The 17,490-nt window shown below is 70.2% G+C and carries 17 protein-coding genes; 8 read left to right on the forward strand and 9 right to left on the reverse strand.

Annotated elements, in window-relative coordinates; genetic code table 11:
* Positions 1-18 precede the first annotated feature (18 nt).
* The 9 genes from fabG to HGB44_RS05795 all read right to left on the reverse strand — a co-directional run bounded on the left by fabG (position 19) and on the right by HGB44_RS05795 (position 9,744).
* Positions 19-804, reverse strand: a complete 786-nt coding sequence (fabG, locus tag HGB44_RS05755; protein ID WP_061082457.1) for a 3-oxoacyl-ACP reductase FabG — start codon at positions 802-804, stop codon at positions 19-21.
* Between the two features lie 165 nt (positions 805-969).
* Positions 970-1,221: an acyl carrier protein gene (locus HGB44_RS05760; protein ID WP_061082458.1), complete on the reverse strand. Its 252-nt coding sequence runs from the start codon at positions 1,219-1,221 to the stop codon at positions 970-972.
* A gap of 58 nt (positions 1,222-1,279) precedes the next feature.
* Positions 1,280-2,494 carry a ketosynthase chain-length factor gene (locus HGB44_RS05765; RefSeq protein ID WP_061082459.1) on the reverse strand — a complete coding sequence of 405 codons (1,215 nt, stop codon included), beginning with the start codon at positions 2,492-2,494 and terminating at the stop codon, positions 1,280-1,282.
* Complete coding sequence (locus HGB44_RS05770) at positions 2,491-3,759, reverse strand: beta-ketoacyl-[acyl-carrier-protein] synthase family protein (protein ID WP_061082460.1); 1,269 nt, start codon at positions 3,757-3,759, stop codon at positions 2,491-2,493. The genes HGB44_RS05765 and HGB44_RS05770 overlap by 4 nt, the downstream gene beginning before the upstream one ends.
* 61 nt (positions 3,760-3,820) lie before the next feature.
* Positions 3,821-4,147, reverse strand: coding sequence for a TcmI family type II polyketide cyclase (locus tag HGB44_RS05775; RefSeq protein ID WP_061082461.1), 327 nt, complete (start codon positions 4,145-4,147; stop codon positions 3,821-3,823).
* Between the two features lie 52 nt (positions 4,148-4,199).
* Complete coding sequence (locus tag HGB44_RS05780; RefSeq protein ID WP_061082462.1) at positions 4,200-5,681, reverse strand: FAD-dependent monooxygenase; 1,482 nt, start codon at positions 5,679-5,681, stop codon at positions 4,200-4,202.
* Positions 5,682-6,217: 536 nt separating this feature from the next.
* On the reverse strand, positions 6,218-6,808 hold the full coding sequence (locus HGB44_RS05785) for a helix-turn-helix domain-containing protein (RefSeq protein ID WP_061082463.1): 591 nt from the start codon (positions 6,806-6,808) through the stop codon (positions 6,218-6,220).
* A 30-nt stretch (positions 6,809-6,838) separates the two neighbouring features.
* A complete protein-coding gene (locus HGB44_RS05790; RefSeq protein ID WP_082768532.1) occupies positions 6,839-8,917 on the reverse strand; it encodes a tryptophan 2,3-dioxygenase family protein in 2,079 nt (692 codons plus the stop codon).
* Positions 8,914-9,744: a MaoC family dehydratase gene (locus HGB44_RS05795; protein ID WP_168443964.1), complete on the reverse strand. Its 831-nt coding sequence runs from the start codon at positions 9,742-9,744 to the stop codon at positions 8,914-8,916. Before HGB44_RS05795 ends, HGB44_RS05790 begins: the two co-directional genes overlap by 4 nt.
* A gap of 321 nt (positions 9,745-10,065) precedes the next feature.
* Here HGB44_RS05795 and HGB44_RS05800 point away from each other — a divergent pair, with 321 nt between their 5' ends.
* The 8 genes from HGB44_RS05800 to HGB44_RS32655 are packed head-to-tail and all read left to right on the forward strand — an operon-like array spanning position 10,066 to position 17,482.
* Positions 10,066-10,410, forward strand: a complete 345-nt coding sequence (locus tag HGB44_RS05800) for a phosphopantetheine-binding protein (RefSeq protein WP_061082465.1) — start codon at positions 10,066-10,068, stop codon at positions 10,408-10,410.
* Between the two features lie 31 nt (positions 10,411-10,441).
* A complete protein-coding gene (locus HGB44_RS05805; protein WP_061082466.1) occupies positions 10,442-11,608 on the forward strand; it encodes a beta-ketoacyl-[acyl-carrier-protein] synthase family protein in 1,167 nt (388 codons plus the stop codon).
* Positions 11,609-11,613: 5 nt separating this feature from the next.
* Positions 11,614-12,300 carry a hypothetical protein gene (locus HGB44_RS05810; protein WP_168443965.1) on the forward strand — a complete coding sequence of 229 codons (687 nt, stop codon included), beginning with the start codon at positions 11,614-11,616 and terminating at the stop codon, positions 12,298-12,300.
* Complete coding sequence (locus tag HGB44_RS05815) at positions 12,297-13,022, forward strand: SDR family NAD(P)-dependent oxidoreductase (RefSeq protein WP_231972572.1); 726 nt, start codon at positions 12,297-12,299, stop codon at positions 13,020-13,022. The genes HGB44_RS05810 and HGB44_RS05815 overlap by 4 nt, the downstream gene beginning before the upstream one ends.
* Positions 13,019-13,939: an ACP S-malonyltransferase gene (locus tag HGB44_RS05820; RefSeq protein ID WP_061082467.1), complete on the forward strand. Its 921-nt coding sequence runs from the start codon at positions 13,019-13,021 to the stop codon at positions 13,937-13,939. Before HGB44_RS05815 ends, HGB44_RS05820 begins: the two co-directional genes overlap by 4 nt.
* Positions 13,936-14,988, forward strand: coding sequence for an SDR family oxidoreductase (locus tag HGB44_RS05825; protein ID WP_061082468.1), 1,053 nt, complete (start codon positions 13,936-13,938; stop codon positions 14,986-14,988). Before HGB44_RS05820 ends, HGB44_RS05825 begins: the two co-directional genes overlap by 4 nt.
* Positions 14,985-15,992: an NAD-dependent epimerase/dehydratase family protein gene (locus tag HGB44_RS05830; protein ID WP_168443966.1), complete on the forward strand. Its 1,008-nt coding sequence runs from the start codon at positions 14,985-14,987 to the stop codon at positions 15,990-15,992. Before HGB44_RS05825 ends, HGB44_RS05830 begins: the two co-directional genes overlap by 4 nt.
* Positions 15,989-17,482 carry a PEP-utilizing enzyme gene (locus HGB44_RS32655; RefSeq protein ID WP_061082470.1) on the forward strand — a complete coding sequence of 498 codons (1,494 nt, stop codon included), beginning with the start codon at positions 15,989-15,991 and terminating at the stop codon, positions 17,480-17,482. Before HGB44_RS05830 ends, HGB44_RS32655 begins: the two co-directional genes overlap by 4 nt.
* The last annotated feature ends 8 nt before the right edge of the window (positions 17,483-17,490 follow it).

Below are 17,490 nucleotides of genomic sequence, written 5' to 3' on the forward strand. Positions count from 1 at the left end.
TGTGCGGTGGTGTGGGGCTCAGAAGTTGCCGAGCCCGCCGCAGACGTTGATGGCCTGGGAGGTGATCGAGTCCGCGGCCCTGGTCGTCAGGTGGCCGACCATGCCCGCGACCTCCTCCGGTGAGGAATACCGGCCCAGGGGGATCTTGGCCTGGAAACGCTGGAGGATGGCCTCCTCCGTGGTCTGCTCGTGCGCGGCGTAGCGCCGCCGGATCTGCTCAGCCATGGGCGTCTCGACGTATCCGGGGCACACGGCGTTGACCGTGATCCCCGTGGGCGCCAGCTCGTTGCCCAGCGCCTTGGTGAAGCCCACGACACCGTGTTTGGAGGCGGAGTAGGGAGCGCCCAGCACGACGCCCTGCTTGCCCGCGGTGGAGGCGATGTTGATGATCCGGCCGCGGTCCTTGTGCCGGAGGCCGCCGGTGGTGAGCACCTCCCGGGTGACCCGGAAGACACTGTTGAGATTGGTGTCGATGACGTCGAACCACAGTTCGTCAGGGATGTCGGCGGTCACCCCGCCGCCTCCCCGGCCGGCGTTGTTCACCAGGATGTCGACGGTTCCGAAGCGCTCCACGGCCTCCGTGACGAAGGCACGCACGTCGTCGGCCGAACGCACGTCACACGTGGTCCCCCCGACGTCGTACCCCTTGTCGCGGAACTGCTGGACGGTGGTGTCGACGGCCTCGGCGTCACGGGCGCAGAGGAACACCTGCTTACCCCGTTCGGCCAGCTCCGTGGCGACCGCGTGGCCGATGCCACTGGTGGCCCCGGTGACCAGTGCGACCGGGAGATCCTGCTCGGGCATACCTGCTCTCCTCCTCTTCCTCTTCTCAGTCCTTCGGTCGCGCGGGGCGCGGCTCCCGCATGGACGCCCTCGGCCGGTTCGCCGCCCGCGCCCGCCGGTGTGGGCGGCGTCACCGCCGCCCACGCACCACACCTGTGGTCACAGGCCGTGCCCTCGGAACACGTCCTAGGCCAGGTAGGCGTTGATGGTCTTCAGCAGCGAGCCGGGGGTCTCCGCCCCGGCGAGCTCCTCCTCGTCGATACGGATGCCGTGCTCGTGCTCGATGAGGCTTCCCGCCTCCATCAGGGCCAGGGAGTCATAGCCCAACTCCTCGAAGCGCATGTCCGCGATGTCGCCGTCCAGGCCGGCGCCCTCGCCCTCGCCCGCGGCCTTGACGAGAACCGTCTTGAGGTCGTTGATCGTCATCTGCGTCGTCATGGGCACTGCCTTTCGGATCGTTGTGTCGTTCGGTGTGAGGGAGGGCTGTGCGCGAGCCTCAGGAGGCACACAGGACCATCGCGCTGTTGAAACCGCCCTGGCCGCGCGCCAGGACGAGGACCGTGTCCAGCTCCGCGCTCTCGCGGGCCTCCCCGGACACCAGGTCGATGTCGTAGGAGGAGGAGAGTTCGGTGTTGACCGTGGGCGGTATGACACCGTCCCGCAGCGCCAACAGCGCCGTCGCGACGTCCAGGGGCCCGCCGCCAGCGTGCAGGCGGCCGGTCATGGTCTTGGGTGCTGTCACCGGGACTCCTCCGGGCCCGAAGACGCCACTGATCGCCTCGGCCTCGGCCCGGTCCAGCTCGGGGACGGCCGCCGCGTCGGCGAACACCGCCCCCACCTCCTCGGGGGCCTTGCCCGCGTCGGAGAGCGCCTGCTCGATCGCGCGGGGCAGCGCTGAGGGAAGCCCGCTCCCGGGCGCGGGGTCGAAGGTGGCGGAATACCCCGCGATCCTCCCGTAGGGGCGGGCACCGCGTGCCTGCGCGGCCCCGGCCTCCTCCACGACCAGGTGGGCCCCTCCCTCGCCGACCACATGGCCTCCCGCGGCGGCGTCGAAGGGAAGGAAGGCGCGCTCCGGGTCCTCGGCCGTGCTGACCCGGCCGCTGGACAGGTGCCCCAGCCACCCCCAGGGACAGATCGAGCCGTCGACGCCGCCCGTCATGACCAGGGGGACGCCGCCGCGCACGCGTCGGCGCGCCTGGCCGATCGCGTCGAGTCCGCCCGCCTGGTCGCTGACCAGCGTCTGACAGGGACCGCGCATCTTGTTGCGGATGGAGATCTGGCCGGTGTTGACCGCGTAGAACCACGCGAAGGACTGGTAGGCGCTCACGTGCCGGGGGCCCCTGGTCCAGAGTTTCTCCAGTTCGGTCTGGCCGAACTCGTAACCTCCGGCGGACGCGGCGGTGACCACGCCCATCCCGTACTCGGGAAGAGTGGAGGTGTCCACTCCCGAGTCAGCCAGTGCCCAGTCCGCCACGGCCAACCCCATCTGGGTCATATGGTCGGTCTGCGGCAGCAGTCTGCTGGGCAGGTGCTCCTTCGCGTCGAACCCCCGGACCTGCCCGGCCAGACGGGAGGGATAGGAGGCGGGGTCGAAACGGCTCACCGTGTCGATCCCGCTGAGGCCCGCACACGTGGAGGCCCAGAACTCCTCGGTCCTCAGGCCGTTGGGCGCGGCCACGCCGATTCCGGTGACAACCGCCGTCGCCTTCATCTGGCACCCGCCTCCACGTCAGAGAGCACCATCGCGCTCTGGAACCCGCCGAAACCGCTGCCGACCGTCAGGACCGTGTCGGTCCGCCACTCGCGCGCGGTGACCGGCACGTAGTCCAGATCGCATTCGGGGTCGGGTGTGGTGAGGTTCGCCGTGGGGGGCACGACGTCGTTGCGTATGGCCAGGGCGCAGGCGGCGATCTCGATCGTGCCGATGGCGCCCAGCGAGTGGCCCACCATGGACTTGAGCGAACTGACGGGTGTCCGGTAGGCGTGTTCGCCCAGGCTCTCCTTGAACGCGCCGGTCTCGTGCCGGTCGTTCTGCTTGGTGCCCGAACCGTGCGCGTTGACGTAGTCGATCTCCTCCGGGGCCACACGCGCCTCGGCCATCGCGGCCCGGATGGCGTCCGCCATCTCCCTGCCGTCGGGGCGCAGCCCGGTCATGTGGTAGGCGTTGGCGCGCGAGGCGAAACCCCGGATCTCGGCGTACACCTGAGCGCCGCGTCTGCGCGCGTGCTCCAGTTCCTCCACGACGAGCACCGCGCAGCCCTCCGCGAGTACGAAGCCGTTTCGGGTGTTGTCGAAGGGACGCGAGGCGTGCTCGGGATCGTCGTTGTTCGGGCTGGTGGCGCGGATGGCGTCGAAACAGGCGACGGTGATGGGCGAGATGGGGGCGTCGGTGCCCCCGGCGATCATCACGTCGGCCGTACCCTCCCGAATGAGGTCGACCGCGTAGCCCACCGAGTCCAGGCCGGAGGTGCACCCCGTGGAGACCACGGTGGCCGGTCCCTGCGCGCCCGTGGCCCAGGCGGTCTCCGCGGCCAGGGTGCTGGGGACGAACCACCCGTAGAGTTGGGGGACGGTGTAGGCGTGGTCGACGAGGCTGAGCCGCCCGTCGTCGCTGGCCGCCCGGTACTCCCGTTCGAGGTTCATGCTCGCGCCGACGGCGCTGCCGATGCTGACGCCGGTACGGTGAGCGAGCGCCTCCCCCACCTCCAGGCCGCTGTCCTGCACCGCCTCGCGGGAGGCGACGACGGCGAACTGGGCCGAACGATCCATCCTGCGGATCTCCTGGCTGGTCAGGCCGTGCAGTTCGGGAGTGAAGTCGGCCTCGGCCGCGATGCGCGACCGGAAGGGCGAGGGGTCGAAGAACGACAGTGCCCGGGTCGCCGTCCTGCCCTCGCTGACCAGACTCCAGAACTCCTTGCGGCCCACGCCTCCCGGGGCCACGACACCGATACCGGTGATCACCGCGCGGCGGCTCATCGCTGCCTCCCTCTCACGGATCCGCTCCTGTCGTCATGTGTGGTCGTTGTCGGAACCGGCGTCACGCCTGACGCTCCCAGCGGTAGAAGCGTGTGGCGATGGCGTCGGCGGGAGAGCGCCAAGTGGCCGGGTCGTACGCCTCGACGAAGGGACGCATGTCCGCGCTGATCTGCTGGAACAGCGGGTGGGAGCGAGCGCGGTCGATCGACGCCGACCCCTCGGACCCGAAGTCCTGGAGGTGGAAGTAGAGGCCGTTGAAGGTGAACAGCTGACGACGCAGAGTTCCCATCAGCTCGGGCATCTCGGTCTGGTCGAAGGCACCGAACAGTTTCGCGATGTCCTGTTCGTGCTCTCCGGACATGCGGGCGACGATCAGGGTGCTGTGCATGGGCGGGTCTCCTCTGGTCCGTGGTGCGTCATGTGGTGGCCGGCCTGCGGTCTCAGGCGGCGGGCTGGTCCGTCGGCGGACCGAACCAGCGGTTCAGGGCGCCGGTGAGGTCCGCGGTCGCCAGGGAGGTCCAGGCGACGTGCCCGTCGGGGCGCACCAGAACGCTCACGGTCGCGGCCAGCGGGCCGTTCGCGTCCTGATCGGACAGACGGGCGCTGACCGTGTCCACCCGGTCGGACCACGGCAGAGCCGTCCTTGCCTGGCCGGGCTCCTCCGACAGGTCGAGCAGGAGTCCGCGTCCGGTGCGCAGCAGTTCGGCGGTCGTGGTCGTGCGGCCCTCGACCACGAGGTGGGTCCGCGGAAGGCGCAGACCGCTCAGCGGGTGGCTGTCGGGACCCACGTCGTAGCGCACGTCCAGCCCGGCCACCATCGCGGCCAGGTGGTGGGCCACGTCGTCGTGGGCGACCAGTTCCGTGAGCACCTCGCGCAGGGGGCGCGAGGCGTCTCCGCCGAGAATGAGCGTGCCCTGGGCGCGTGTGTTGCGCAGCAGCCGTTCCCCGACCGGGTGACGTTCGGAGTGGTAGGTGTCGAGGAGCGCGTCGTCCGCCTGGCCGCGCACGCGCGCGGCCAGCTTCCAGCCGAGGTTGAACGCGTCCTGGACGCCCACGTTCATCCCCTGGCCCCCGGCCGGCAGGTGGACGTGTGCGGCGTCGCCCGCGAGCAGGACCCGACCTCGGCGGTACTCGCTCACCAGCCGTGCGGAGTCGGTGAAGCTGCTGACCCACCGCGGGGTGCCGTGGGAGATGTCCTCACCGGTGATCCGTTTCCAGGAAGCGGCCACCTCGCCGAAGAGAGGGGTCGAGGAGCGGGCCCCGGGCTCGTTGCCCAGCTCGCACACCACGATCCGGTCGACTCCCTCAGCGATCGGAGCCGCCATGGCCATCCCACCGGCGACGGGCTCACCGATGGGGCGGGGCCGCACCGAGCATCCGGCGACGTCGGCGATGTACATCTCCAGCGTCGGAGGCGTCCCGGGGAAGTCGAACCCCGCCTCGGTGCGGACGGTGCTGCGACCGCCGTCGCATCCCACCAGATAGGAGGCGCGTATGGTCTCCGGTCCCCCGGGACCGACCGTCTCGACGTCCACGCCGTACTCGTCCTGGGACAGGCCGGTGACCTCGACTCCACGGCGGATGCGAACTCCCAGGTCCTCCAACCACCCGCCCAGGACCTCCTCGGTGCGGGACTGCGGAACGCTGTCGACGCTGAAGTGCGCCCCGTCCACGACGGAGAAGTCGAGGGGGACACCGCCGAAGTGCCCGGCGGTGCGGGGGGTGATCTCACCGAACCGCGCCAGGAGCGCGCGCTGTTCGAAGATCTCCATCGTGCGCGGTCCGAAGCCCAGGCCGCGCGATTCTCCGGACGGCTCCGCCAACCGTTCCAGGACCAGGGGCCGAACCCCGGCCAGGGCGAGTTCTCCGGCGAGCATCATCCCCGCCGGGCCTGCCCCAACAATGATGACGGGGGATTCCATGAAACCCTCTTTTCCGTTGACTGTTCAGGGGAATCGCAACAGAAGGCCCACTGCTCCCCTTGATGGGACGGTGTGCGCCGTGGTGATTTGAATTCGACTGACATTCACGCGGAGTCGGTGAATGTCGGGTTGCCGGCAACCCTGGAGAGGTCAAGGTGTCGCGGGAATTGGCTTTGATGCCGCGCTTCGATTGTGGCGGGGGGTCACGGAGCGTGTCAGAGTCGGGTGTTCGGCGAGTTCGGGGCCGAACTGTCCGTTCCTCGTTACCCTTGAAGACCATACAGTTCGTGTATGCGAATTACAAGCACGGAATCTATGTCCGCAGATAGTGGACGGACAATGCCTGGCCTGCGGTTTCTCTTCCTGCGGGTTCGGCGTTCGGCCCTTTCCCGCCGGGAAAGGACTGGTCGCGACCCTGGGGCGGCGCTCCGGACAAGAAGAAGCCCTGGTGGGCGGGCCTACCAACGGGACACCGCCGCACCCGGGGCTCCGGAGGGCTTCAAGGACCGGCCGTCATCCAGGGGACGCCGCCCTGCTCAGTCCTCGTCCTCGCGTCGACGGGCAAGGACGAGCAGCAGGTCCTCGTGCAGTTCCATCCACACGTCGTGGTACGAATCCGTGAACGGCTGGACCAGGGCGGCCCGGTCCCCCTCCCGGAAGCGTTCCAAGGCCGTGTCGAACCGGCTCGTGTACGCGACGGGGAACCACGTGAGGTGGACGGCGAACTGTCGGAGGAGCCGGCTGGCACCACCGTGTACGCTCTCCAACCGGCGCAGGGTGTCGCCGTGGTCGTGGGCGGGACCCTGGGAGCGGGCGCACAGGGCCTTGAACTCCTGGTTGAGACCGAGGAAGTCGTCGTCGTAGAGCTTGGCGACCACGTCCGTGTCCAGGGACGCGCGGTACCGACCAACCCGCCGCTCGCACTCCAGACGGCCCTCCGGGGTCAGCAGCCAACCGCTGATCCGGCCTTCGCGGTACAGGGCCAGACCGCGTTCGGCCAAGTCCTCCAGCGCGGCGCCGACCGACGCCGGGTCGGAGCCCACCGCGGCGGCTATCCGCTCAGCCCCGCCCCTTCCCTTCAAGCGCAACCGGTACATGACGGCGAAGCCGTGGTCGTCGTTCACCATGGTTTCCTCTCCTCGCGGTACGGGACCTGTTCATCCGGTCGCGCTGTCACGCCACCGCTCGATCACCTCGAAGGGGGACGGGCGGTCGGCCGTCCCCGGGGACGACGGGACCCGGCCGGAGTAGACGTGCCCGGCTCCGCCGTCCAGCGTCACCGTCCTCCCGCGGACCGTGTCCAGAGCACCGTCGCCGCAGCCGACCACGCAGGGCAGGCCGAGCTGACGGGCGACGACGGCGGCGTGGGAGGTGCTGCCTCCCCGCTCGGTCAGGACGCCCTCCACCGCGAGGAATCCGTGGATGTCCCGGGTGCTGGTGGAGGGACGCCCGAGGATCACCGGCGTCCCCTCCGCGGCGAGGGTCACGGCCTCGTCCGGGTCGTCGACCACTCTGCCCGCGGCCACTCCGGAGGACACGCCGGTACCGGTGAGCAGGGGGGCCTGTCCGGTGGCGGTACTGGTGGCACCGTCGCGGCTCAGTGACTCCGGGACGCGTTCCAGTGCCTCCCCGACACCGATCACACCCTCCGACACCAGGTCCACCGCCCAGCACGCGGCGGCCCAGGCGGACCTGGAGGAGCTGCGGACCTGGAGCAGGTACAGGACCCCCGACTCCACGGTGAACTCGATCTCCACCACGTCCCGGTGGGTGCGCTCCAGCAGGGCCCCGTACTCGATCAGCCGAGCGTGCGCCTTGGGAAGGGCCCGCTCCAGCTCCGTCAGGGCGTCCGGTGTGCGTTCCCCGGACATCAGCTGCTCCCCCTGGGCCCTCGGCAGCCACTCGCCGTACGGCACCGCGTCACCGGTGACGGGGTCGCGGGTGACGTACACCCCGGTGCCCGAATCCTCGTCCGCGTCGCCCATCACCATGGCCTGCACGACCGCCGCCGTGTAAAGGTCGTCGGAGATACCGTGCGCGCCGCGGTAGGTCCTGGCCCTTTCGCTGTCCCAGGACTCGAACACCCGGATGACGGACGTGCGCAGTTCCCGCAGCGCGGCCGACCTGTCGCCCGCGCAGGCCGCGCCCACGTTGAGCACCGTGTCCATCATGCCGGGCATGCTGACGGGGGCCCCGGAGCGCACGGAGACCGTGAGCGGGGAGGACCTGTCGCCGAGGCGGCGTCCCGTCCGCTCCTCCAGGGCGCCGAGTTGGACCAGGATCCCCTCCCACAGGTCGTCGGGCATCCTGGCGCCATCGCGGTGGAACGACGCGCACGCCTCGGAGGTCACGGCGAAGGCGGGAGGTACCGGAACACCCAACTGGTGCATCTGCTGTATCCCCCACCCCTTGCCGCCGAGCAGGGAGCGTTCGCTGGACACCGAGCCGTCCAGGGGCACGACCGCGGGAGGCGCACCGGCCGGCTCCTGGCTCCGGGGTTCGGAACGGGCCTGCCAGATCTCGGGGAAGAACCACTTGTCCATGGTCGACCGCAGGTAGTGGGCGCCGCTGGTCCCTCCGGTACCGGGCACCTCGCCGATCGCCCTGCGGACCAGCAGCCGGTGCCGGTGCCTCCACCGGTTGAACAGGATGTCGTACTCCACGAGCTCCTCAGCCAGGGAGCGTAGCGTGCAGTACTCGTTGGCTCGCGCGTACACGTCCTTGAGGGTGACGCTGTGACGTGCGGCGTAGTGGGTGAAGGCCTGTCGCAGGCTGGGGCCGGCGGTGCGGTCGCGAACCCCCTCGTCCCTGGCGTTGGAGGGCAGATCGTACCGGTCGATCCCGGAGTTGACCTCCAGCATCCGGAACTGGGACGAGGCCAGACCGCTCGCGCTGCCCAGAGCGTGGCGGAACCCCTGGAACTCCGTGCTGGGCATGGTGTCCAGCACGTCCAGGTGCTGGATCCACAGCTCGACGATCCGGCACAGGCGTACCACGCCGCGCCGGGCCGGCTCGACCAGGTCCTCACCGAGGTGGCGGACCACGCGGTCGATCTCGCGCAGCGCCTCGGAGAACCACAGTTCCAGCGCTTGGTGCGTGATGATGAACAGGCGCTCGTCCGGGACGTCGGTGCGGGGGGCCTGGGCGCCGAGGACGTCGTCGAGTCGCAGGTAGGACGCGTAGGTGAGGGGGGTCCCGTGCGCTCCGTGGCCGGTGGACGGTTCGGTCGTGGTCACTGCTCCTCCTTGGCCAGACCCATCAGGGTGTTCTTCAGGACCGCCCGCCCGCCCAGGGTCGCCGTCAGCGCGTACACGCCCGCGGCCGTCGTCGTGTGAGCGGTGAGGTCCAGGGTGCTTCCTGGGAGGACGGGACGCGCGAAGCGGGTGCGTACGAAACCCAGCCTCCGCGGCCGTCCGTCGGACAGGCGTCCCGCGAGGGCGGTGACTCCCGTGGCGAGCGTGCACATGCCGTGCAGGATCCGTCCGGGATGCCCCGCCTCACGTGCGGCTTCGTCGTCCAGGTGCAGCGGGTTGTGGTCGTCGGCCACATCCGCGTACCGCTGGGGGGCGTCCGTGTCGAAGGTGTGCGTGGCCGACGCCGCGGTCCCCACCCGCCGCGGGTTGGCCGTACGCGTCGAACGGGGGGAGAAACCGCTGTCCCCCCGGATCGTCAGCGTGCTCTCCATCGTGGACAGGAGGGTGCCGTCATCCTCGCGCAACCGGCAGCGGATGATCGCTGCGTCGTTGAACCCGAACCCCACGACATCACTGACCAGGAGCGTTGCCCAGACCCTCTGACCCGCGTACAGGTGACGGTGCCAGAGCATGCGCTGCTCGGCGTGTAGGACCAGCTGGTCGCGGGTGCCCAGCTCGGGCGCCTGGTAGATCCTCCGCCAGAGCGGGGCGACGACGAAGGCCGCGTAGAAGGGCGACACCACCGGGCGTCCGCGGTGGCTCCGGGGCTCGTGACCGACCACGGCGGAGAAGGCCTCAGCGTGGTCCGGGTCGATGGTGATGGTGTCTGACCTGTGTGTGCGCCCCACAAGGCGACTGCGGTCGACCAAGTGTCCTCCCCAGGAAACGGCCCTCCCCGGCGGCACCCCGTAAAAGGGCGCGCGGATATTGGATCCAGGGGTGGGGCAATGCTGATATCGCGATTACTGCGGACGGTACTCGGCGCGTGGTCGGCGCGGAAGGTGTAAGTGCGGTTATGGAAAATTCCGGGTGTATGTGCGGACTTGTTGGCGAACGGCGGCAAGTGCGGACTTGTGCTTGCCGCCGCAGTTCACGTGCGGCTTGACTGTGTCGAGGTCAGCGAGAGCCCATCGTATTTCCGGGTTCCTCGTGATTGGCAATGATCATTCAGAGAAGCCGAGGTATGAAACATGGCCGACCAGAACTCAGAAATCTTCCGCCGACTCCAGGCGCAGATCGCCGAGAACCTCGAAATGGAGACCGAGGACATCTCCATGGAATCGCGTCTGGTCGACGACCTCGACGCCGACTCGCTCGACCTTCTGGAACTGATCCTGGCGCTCAAGGGGGAGTTCGGGATCGAGGTCAACGACGGCGAGGTCAAGCAGTTGCTGACGGAGCTGGCCCGCTTCCTGCCCGAGGGCGGGGACAAGGGCGGCCAGCTCTCCGACCAGGACCTGGCGGAGGTCTCCCGGCGGCTGACCGTGTCGAGCATCGTCGCGTTCATCGCCGACCGGGTCGGCGCACACGCCTGACGGGCCCCGACGGGGTCAGGGAGGACAGGAGATGACCAACCGGGTATGGGTGACCGGCGTCGGCGCGGTCACCCCCGGCGGATGGTCCGCCGAACAGACGTGGACCAACGTACGAGACGGGGTGCGCTTCGGCACGGCCCTGGAGCGCTTCCCGCTTTTCGAGGCTGGCACAAGGGTGGGCGCTCCGGTGCCCGCCACCGCTGACCAGGACCTGGACACCTCGCAGGCGGTGGTCTACGGGGTCGCCGCCGCCCGGGAGGCACTGGAGAGCGCGGGGCTGCCCGTGGGCGGCCCCGGCCCTTCCGCGGACATCGCGGTCGTCGCCACCCACGGGGAGCGCGTGCTGCCCGGTCCCGACCGGGACCCCCTGCTCGGACCGACCGACCTGATCGTGGACGGTGTTCGGCGGACCGCCGCGGCACCTCGGGCGACCGGTCTCTACGGGGCCTGCGCCGGTGGGGGACTGGCCGTGGGCTCGGGCATGAAGCTCATCGAGTCCGGCCAGGCCGATGTGGTGCTGGCGGGCGGGGCGGACTGCCTGCTTCGTGAGATCGACTTCTTCTCCTTCTGCAGCCTGTACGCCATGACCAATCGGGACTGCCCTCCGGAGGAGGCGTCCTGCCCCTTCGACGCGCGCCGGGACGGATTCCTCCTGTCCGAGGGCGCGGGTTTCGTCGTGCTGGAGTCCGAACGGCACGCGCGGGCGCGTGGAGCCGACCCGATGGCGTGTGTGGAGGGTTTCGGCTTCTCCCAGAACGCCTACCACATGGTGGCCTCGCCTCCGGACGCGGCGGGACCGGAGTACGCGATGCGCAGGGCGATGCAGGACGCCCGGATCGACCCGAGCGACATCGGCTACGTCAACGCGCACGGGACCAGCACCCGCGACAACGACTGGTGCGAGACGCTCGCCGTCCACCAGGCTTTCGGCGCCGCGGCGGAGACGGTCCCGATCAGCTCGGTCAAGGGGGCGCTGGGCCACAGCATGGCCTCGGCCGGAGCGGTGGAGACCGTCCTGTGCGTGGCCGCGCTCCGCGACCAGGTCGTGCCGCCCACGATGAACCTCAAGGAGCCGGACCCGCGATGCGATCTGGACTACGTGCCCAACGTCGCTCGTGACCTGCGCTTCGACCGGGTACTGAACAACAGTTTCGGCTTCGGTGGCCACAACGCCACCCTGATTCTGGGAAAGGTCTGACGGCTATGGCGGCTTCACCCGACCGGTTCGGTGTCGTGGACACTTTCTCGTCCCAGGAACTTCCCGAGGACCTGCGCTCACACGCCAAGAGCGGTGTCCCACGCAAGGTCGGCAGACTGCTGGAGCGCGCGTTCTACGCACCGTTCATCGCCGCGAGGAGGCTGCATGAGCGTCTGGGCGAGGGCACGGACTTGGAGCGTTTCGCCCTCTTCACGGTGAGCAACTGGGACCCCTCCATCCCCGTTCCGGACTACGCGACCGAGGAGGCTCCCGACCGGGTGGAGCGGCTGAGCCGCTTCTACATGCACCCGGCCAACCCCACCGACTGGCTCCGTCGCATGCCCAACAACCCCTTGTGCAACATCTGTATCACCACGGGATACCGCGGTGCGACGATGCACTACACGGGTGGCGCGGAGTCCCTGTCCCTGCTGACGACCGTGGCCATGTCGACCCTCGCCAACGGCACGTCCAGCGGTGCCATGATCATCGCCTTCGACCTGCCGAGCGGGAACGAGCACGTGCTCGCGGAGGAGAGTTCCTCCCTGGCCTCCGCGGTGGTTCTGATGCCCTCCGCCGGCGCACCGGAGGCCGGCGCGCTGGCCCGGTCCGCGGCCGAGCTCCCCGGTGCCACCGCCGTCACGGCGATGGAGCGCTTCATCGAGGAGCACTGCGCCAGGGAGGCGGTGTGAACGAGCGCGTCGCCTTGGTGACGGGTGCCTCCGGAGCCCTCGGAGCCGAGATCGCCAGGCTGCTGGACGGCAAGGGCTACAGCGTGGCCCTGCACTACGCCCACCATCCCGAACCGGTGGACGAACTCCGTTCGGAGCTGTCCCATCCCTCTCTGGCCGTCCAGGCCGACGTGGGCGACTGGGACTCAGTACGGGCCATGCACAGGACTGTCGCCGAGAAGCTCGGAGCGGTGTCCGTCCTGGTCAACTCGGGCGCCGTGCGCCGGGACGGGCTCATGGCCACCCAGTCCGTCCAGGAGTGGACGGAGACGATCCAGGTCAACCTGGTCGGTTCCTTCCACACCGCCCGCGCGGTGCTGCCCCAGATGCTGCGCTCCCGATGGGGCCGGGTGGTCAACGTCGTCTCTCCGGCCGGAATGCTCGGAAGCAGGGGGCAGACCGCCTACTCCGCGTCCAAGGCGGGGGTCATCGGCATGACCCGTTCACTGGCCCTGGAGTGCGGACGCCGCAACGTCACCGTGAACGCCCTCTCCCCGGGCTTCATGCCGACCTCGCTCACGAGCGGTGTCCCCGACGAGGTGGCCGAGGAGTTTCGCCGCAGGACCGCCACACGGGGATTCGCCTCCCCCGCCGACGTGGCCATGGGCGTGTCCCTGCTCGTCGACTCCGACTACATCACCGGCCAGGTCCTGTCGATCGACGGCGGGCTGGTGGTCTCGTGAGCGGTGACCGGACAGTCGACGACCAGGTGTTCGGTCTGGCCTTCCCCGGTCAGGGAATCAAGGCCGACGTACTGCGCGAGGCCTTGTACCGGCACCGCGCTCACCCCCTCGTGCTGGAGTTGGGCCGCCACTTCGGTACCGACGACCCGCGCGTACTCGACTTCGAGGACACCTTCCACGCGCAGCCCGCCATCTACGCCACAGGCGTCGCTGAGGCCGAGAGGCTCCCACCAGGACGAAGGCCGGCGCTCACCCTCGGCCACAGTCTGGGCGAGCTCGCCGCGGCGGCCACGGCCGGGGTCATCGGTGTGGAGGACGGCTTCGGTCTGGCTCTGAAGCGCGGTGAGCTGTGCCGGGGCGGCAACACCCGCCGCCCCGGTGCGATGGCGGCGGTCATGGGAACCGACCTGGCCGGAATCGAGTGGCTGCGGAGGCGCGCCCTGGGACACACCACGGGTGTCCTGGAGGTGGCGGGTGTGAACGGCCGACGCCAGACGGTCATCTCCGGTGATGCCGGAGCGGTCCGCGAGGCGGTGCGCGTCGCGGGAGGTGAAGGACTGCTCGCCGAGATCCTGCCGATCAGCGGCGGGTTCCACAGCCCTCTCATGAACGGGGTGGTCCCCGCCTGGCGCGAGGCCGTCAACGCGGTCGACTTCCGGGTCGGCGACACGCCCCTGGTCTCCACCGTCACCGCGGAGGTCGTCACCGACCCCGGCGAGGTGCGTGAACTGCTCGTCAGGGCCCTGCTGATGCCGGTGCGCTGGATCGACGCGGTCCGCACCGTGCGCGACGAGGGCGTCCACCACATCCGGGACGCCGGACCCGGGACCACGCTGCACAAACTCGGCCGCAGGGAGAAGATCGTGCGCTTCACCGCACTGGAACCGCAGGGAGAACCGGAGGAGGCGGCCACATGACGGTACTCATCTCAGGTGCCACGGGTTTCCTCGGAGCAGCGCTCCTCCGCAGGATCGACCAACCGGTCGTCGCCCTGATCAGGGGCGCCGACCACGAGGACCGGGCGCGGGCCCTCAACCGCCACTCCCTCTCCCCGGTCAGGGGGGTGCGGGGCGACGTGCGCCGCCCGAACTGGGGAATGGACGACGGCACCGTGGACGAGCTGCGCGGGACCGTCTCGGCGGTGCTCAACATCGCCGGGGACGTGGGCTGGTCCGCTCCCTGGGCCCGCCTCGCCGAGACCAACATCGACGGCGCGGCCAACGCCGCCGCGCTGGCACACCGGCTGGGCGCCAGACTCGTCCACGCGGGTTCCCTCTACGTCGGATACGACTACGGGGCCGAGGTCGGCGAGCATCTCCTCCGGGAGCGCGAACACCTCACCAAGTACGAACGGGCCAAACTGAGAGGGGAGTGGGCGGTCGCCCGCGTCGCTCGGGAGAACGACCTCCCGGCGTTCATCGCCCGCATCCCGGCACTGTCCGGAGACCTCGACACTCCGGCGTCCGGAAGCACCGGAGCCCGCAAGGTCCCCCTGTCCCGCCTCATCACCAGTGGACGCTGGCCGGTCCTGCCCTACAGCTCCGGCGCGCGCCTGGACGTGTGCCCCCGCGACCTGGTGGCCGCCCGGGTCGTCGAGCTCCTCGGCTCCGAACCCGCGGACACACCCGAGGTGGTCAACATAGGCCAGGCGGCCGCGGCCCCCATGGTCGAGTCGTTCATCCGTGAGGCCTCCATCGCCAGTCGGCGCGACCCGTCCTCCTTCCCCAGGCCCGTCCGCGTTCCGCCCGCCTGGCTCAAGGCGGTCTCCCGGCAGGCCGACCGGTTGCACGAGAGCCCGGACACCGCCGCCGCCATCGGGATGCGCTACTTCGCCTCCGGAACCGTCTACTCCGGCTCGGGACTCGGCCGCGAGGTCTCCGTTCGCAGCCTGGTCCGCACCCTCGGCATGCCCTTGGCCGACGAGCCGACCAGACTGAACAGCTACTACTCGGGGTGGCCCGCATGACCGTTCTCATCGTGGGAGCCAGCGGCCAGGTCGGCACCGGAGTGGCCAGCCGCCTCTGCGCCGAGGGGCTCGACGTCGTCGGCCTGACACGCAACCCGGCGCCGCACGTGGAGCGCTACGCCAAACTGCGCCTCGGCGACGCCCGCCGTCCCGACCTGGGACTGGGCCCGGACGAGGCCGCGGAACTGGCCGCGTCGGTGACCACGGTCGTGGTCGCGACCGGCCGGTTCGACCTCTCGCTGTCCCTCGCCGAGGCGCGGTCCGAGCACATCGCACCGCTGCGCGGAGCACTCCGGTTCGCGCAGGACTGCCCGTCCCTGCGCAACGTGGTCCTGGTGTCGAGCCTGCTGGGAGTCGGCGCCACCAAGCAGAGGCTACGCAGCTCGACTGTTCCGGACCCCGCAAGACACCGCAACTTCTACGAGTGGGCCAAGCTCAGCGGTGAACTCGTGGCCCGCGCCTCCGGTCTGCCCGTGGACGTGGTCCGCGCCGGGCACGTCCTGCCGGGAGACGAGGAGTACCCCGGCCTCCGGGACGCACCTCCCGCCGCCCTGTTCGAACTGCTCAGGCCCTTGGCGGCGGGGTGGCCCCTTCCGGTCGTCGGCAGCAACCGCTACTGGGCGACGCCGAGCGACTTCATGGCGCGGATCGTCACGGACAGGGTGCTGCACGGCACGGGCTCCTCCTCGGTCTGGGCCGTGGACCCGGCCTCTCCCACCTACGCCGAGATCTTCGATCTGGTCAACGCCAGGTTCGGAGTGCGCGCCAAGCGGGTCCGCAGCGAGCCGTTGGCCACGGCGCTCGCCGCGGTCCTGCGCCCGGAGTGGATCGACCTGCCGATGTCGCGCGAGATCTTCGACTACTGCGTGACCGGATGGGACCTGGACCTGTCCTGCCTCCGGGAACTGGTCGAAGCCGGACGTGTGACGCCCCCGGAGGACCGCGGATACCTGGTTCGCGCCCTCGACCACGCATTCGACCGACTGAGGGAGCGCCTGCCGTGACGGACCTACCGACCTTCTCGCTGGACACACCCGGTCTGGAGCGCAACTCCGTACACAGCGGACACAACTTCCGCGAGGTTGCTCCGGAGGTCCTTTCCCCTCTGACCTGGTCGATCATCGGTGCCGGGATGGAACGCGGATTCCGCGACGCCGCCGACCGCTTCGGCCGCGAACGGCCCTCCGGCCCCCGGCCCGCCTTCGTGTCCTACTTCGGCTTCCGGCCGTACTTCAACATGACGACCGTCGAGAGGCTCGCCGACGAGCTCCCGGTCGTGGCCCCGGAGGACATCTGGGCCCTGCTCCTGGGCGGGCCCGCCCCCGACCTCCGACGCGGGGAGCGGCCCGGCCGGTTCCACCGCTGGGGCCGCCTGCGCGGAGCCCTCGCCTTCCTGGGGGCCAACGCCCACGCCTTCGGGCGCGCCCAGGCGGTCCTGGCCAAGGCGGAGGGCGCGACCATGGACGCGCTCTCCTCCGACAGCCCCTGGAAGAAGGGGGCGGCGTGCGAGGCCGCGGTCAGGGCGGGGCGCGCCGCCTGGGCGCTGCACATCCGCACCACGTGCGTGGCGTTCGTCGCCGCCTCGGCCACCAAGCGGATCCTGGAGTCGCAGTACGACCCGGACACCGCGATGGAGCTGCTGCGCGCGAGCGCGCACCGTACCGACGAGGACGGTGGCCACGCCAGCGCTCGCGGAGAGGGCCTCACACAGGGCCTCGACCGCCTCAACAACTACGAGGTGGCCGACCAGGGGACCGACTTCACCGCCTTCGCCTCGGTCATGTCCTCCGCGGCGTCGGTGCTCAACGAGTCCTCGGGCCGGGGCCGGGGCGGCCAGACCGTCGAGGAGGTGGCCATCCCGATGGGAACGGCGCGCGGCCCCCTCTACGAGCGCGTCGTCAGGTTCATGCGGTTGGCCCTGGGGGAGCGGGAGCGTTCGAAGGAGATCGGGCTGCGCTCGCTGCACTGCGTGCGGCTCCTGCTCGACGGGGGAGCGTTCGGCTACGACCCGCGAACCGCCGCCTACCTGGGGATCGAGGAGATCCGCGGTCTCGGGGGCAGGGCCGTGGACCGGCTCGTCCACGAGCGCGCGGAGGAACTGCGTGCGGCTTCGGAGCTGGCCTACCCGGTCGACGTCCAGGTGCGCGCCGACGGTCTGCGCCCGCTGCGTCGTTCCTCCGCCACGGGGGCCAACACCGGGTACTCGCTCGCCCCGGGGTGGGCCGAGGGCGTCCTGTGCGCCGAGAGCGACGGCGAACCCGACCGCGTCCTCGTCGGCGACCGGGTCGACGGGAACTACGTTCTCGCCGTCATGCCCAGTGGGGTGGTCACCAAGTACGGCAGCATGCTCTCCCACGTGGCGATCGTGTGCCGCGAACTCGGCATCCCCTGCGTCGCGGGAGTCGAACTTCGGCCCGGGGATCTGGGGAAGCGGGCGACCGTCGACGGCTGGAGCGGCGTGGTGGCGCCCAAGGACGAGAGCACGGGAGGCTGACGTGGTGC

This window comes from Nocardiopsis alborubida, assembly GCF_012396365.1.
GTDB lineage: Bacteria > Actinomycetota > Actinomycetes > Streptosporangiales > Streptosporangiaceae > Nocardiopsis > Nocardiopsis alborubida.

What these genes read in the sequence shown, in the direction of transcription:
- fabG (WP_061082457.1), bottom strand. Translation starts at nt 804, where the DNA reads ATGCCCGAGCAGGATCTCCCGGTCGCACTGGTCACCGGGGCCACCAGT.
- HGB44_RS05760 (WP_061082458.1), bottom strand. Translation starts at nt 1,221, where the DNA reads ATGACGACGCAGATGACGATCAACGACCTCAAGACGGTTCTCGTCAAG.
- HGB44_RS05765 (WP_061082459.1), bottom strand. Translation starts at nt 2,494, where the DNA reads ATGAAGGCGACGGCGGTTGTCACCGGAATCGGCGTGGCCGCGCCCAAC.
- HGB44_RS05770 (WP_061082460.1), bottom strand. Translation starts at nt 3,759, where the DNA reads ATGAGCCGCCGCGCGGTGATCACCGGTATCGGTGTCGTGGCCCCGGGA.
- HGB44_RS05775 (WP_061082461.1), bottom strand. Translation starts at nt 4,147, where the DNA reads ATGCACAGCACCCTGATCGTCGCCCGCATGTCCGGAGAGCACGAACAG.
- HGB44_RS05780 (WP_061082462.1), bottom strand. Translation starts at nt 5,681, where the DNA reads ATGGAATCCCCCGTCATCATTGTTGGGGCAGGCCCGGCGGGGATGATG.
- HGB44_RS05785 (WP_061082463.1), bottom strand. Translation starts at nt 6,808, where the DNA reads ATGGTGAACGACGACCACGGCTTCGCCGTCATGTACCGGTTGCGCTTG.
- HGB44_RS05800 (WP_061082465.1), top strand. Translation starts at nt 10,066, where the DNA reads ATGGCCGACCAGAACTCAGAAATCTTCCGCCGACTCCAGGCGCAGATC.
- HGB44_RS05805 (WP_061082466.1), top strand. Translation starts at nt 10,442, where the DNA reads ATGACCAACCGGGTATGGGTGACCGGCGTCGGCGCGGTCACCCCCGGC.
- HGB44_RS05810 (WP_168443965.1), top strand. Translation starts at nt 11,614, where the DNA reads ATGGCGGCTTCACCCGACCGGTTCGGTGTCGTGGACACTTTCTCGTCC.
- HGB44_RS05825 (WP_061082468.1), top strand. Translation starts at nt 13,936, where the DNA reads ATGACGGTACTCATCTCAGGTGCCACGGGTTTCCTCGGAGCAGCGCTC.
- HGB44_RS05830 (WP_168443966.1), top strand. Translation starts at nt 14,985, where the DNA reads ATGACCGTTCTCATCGTGGGAGCCAGCGGCCAGGTCGGCACCGGAGTG.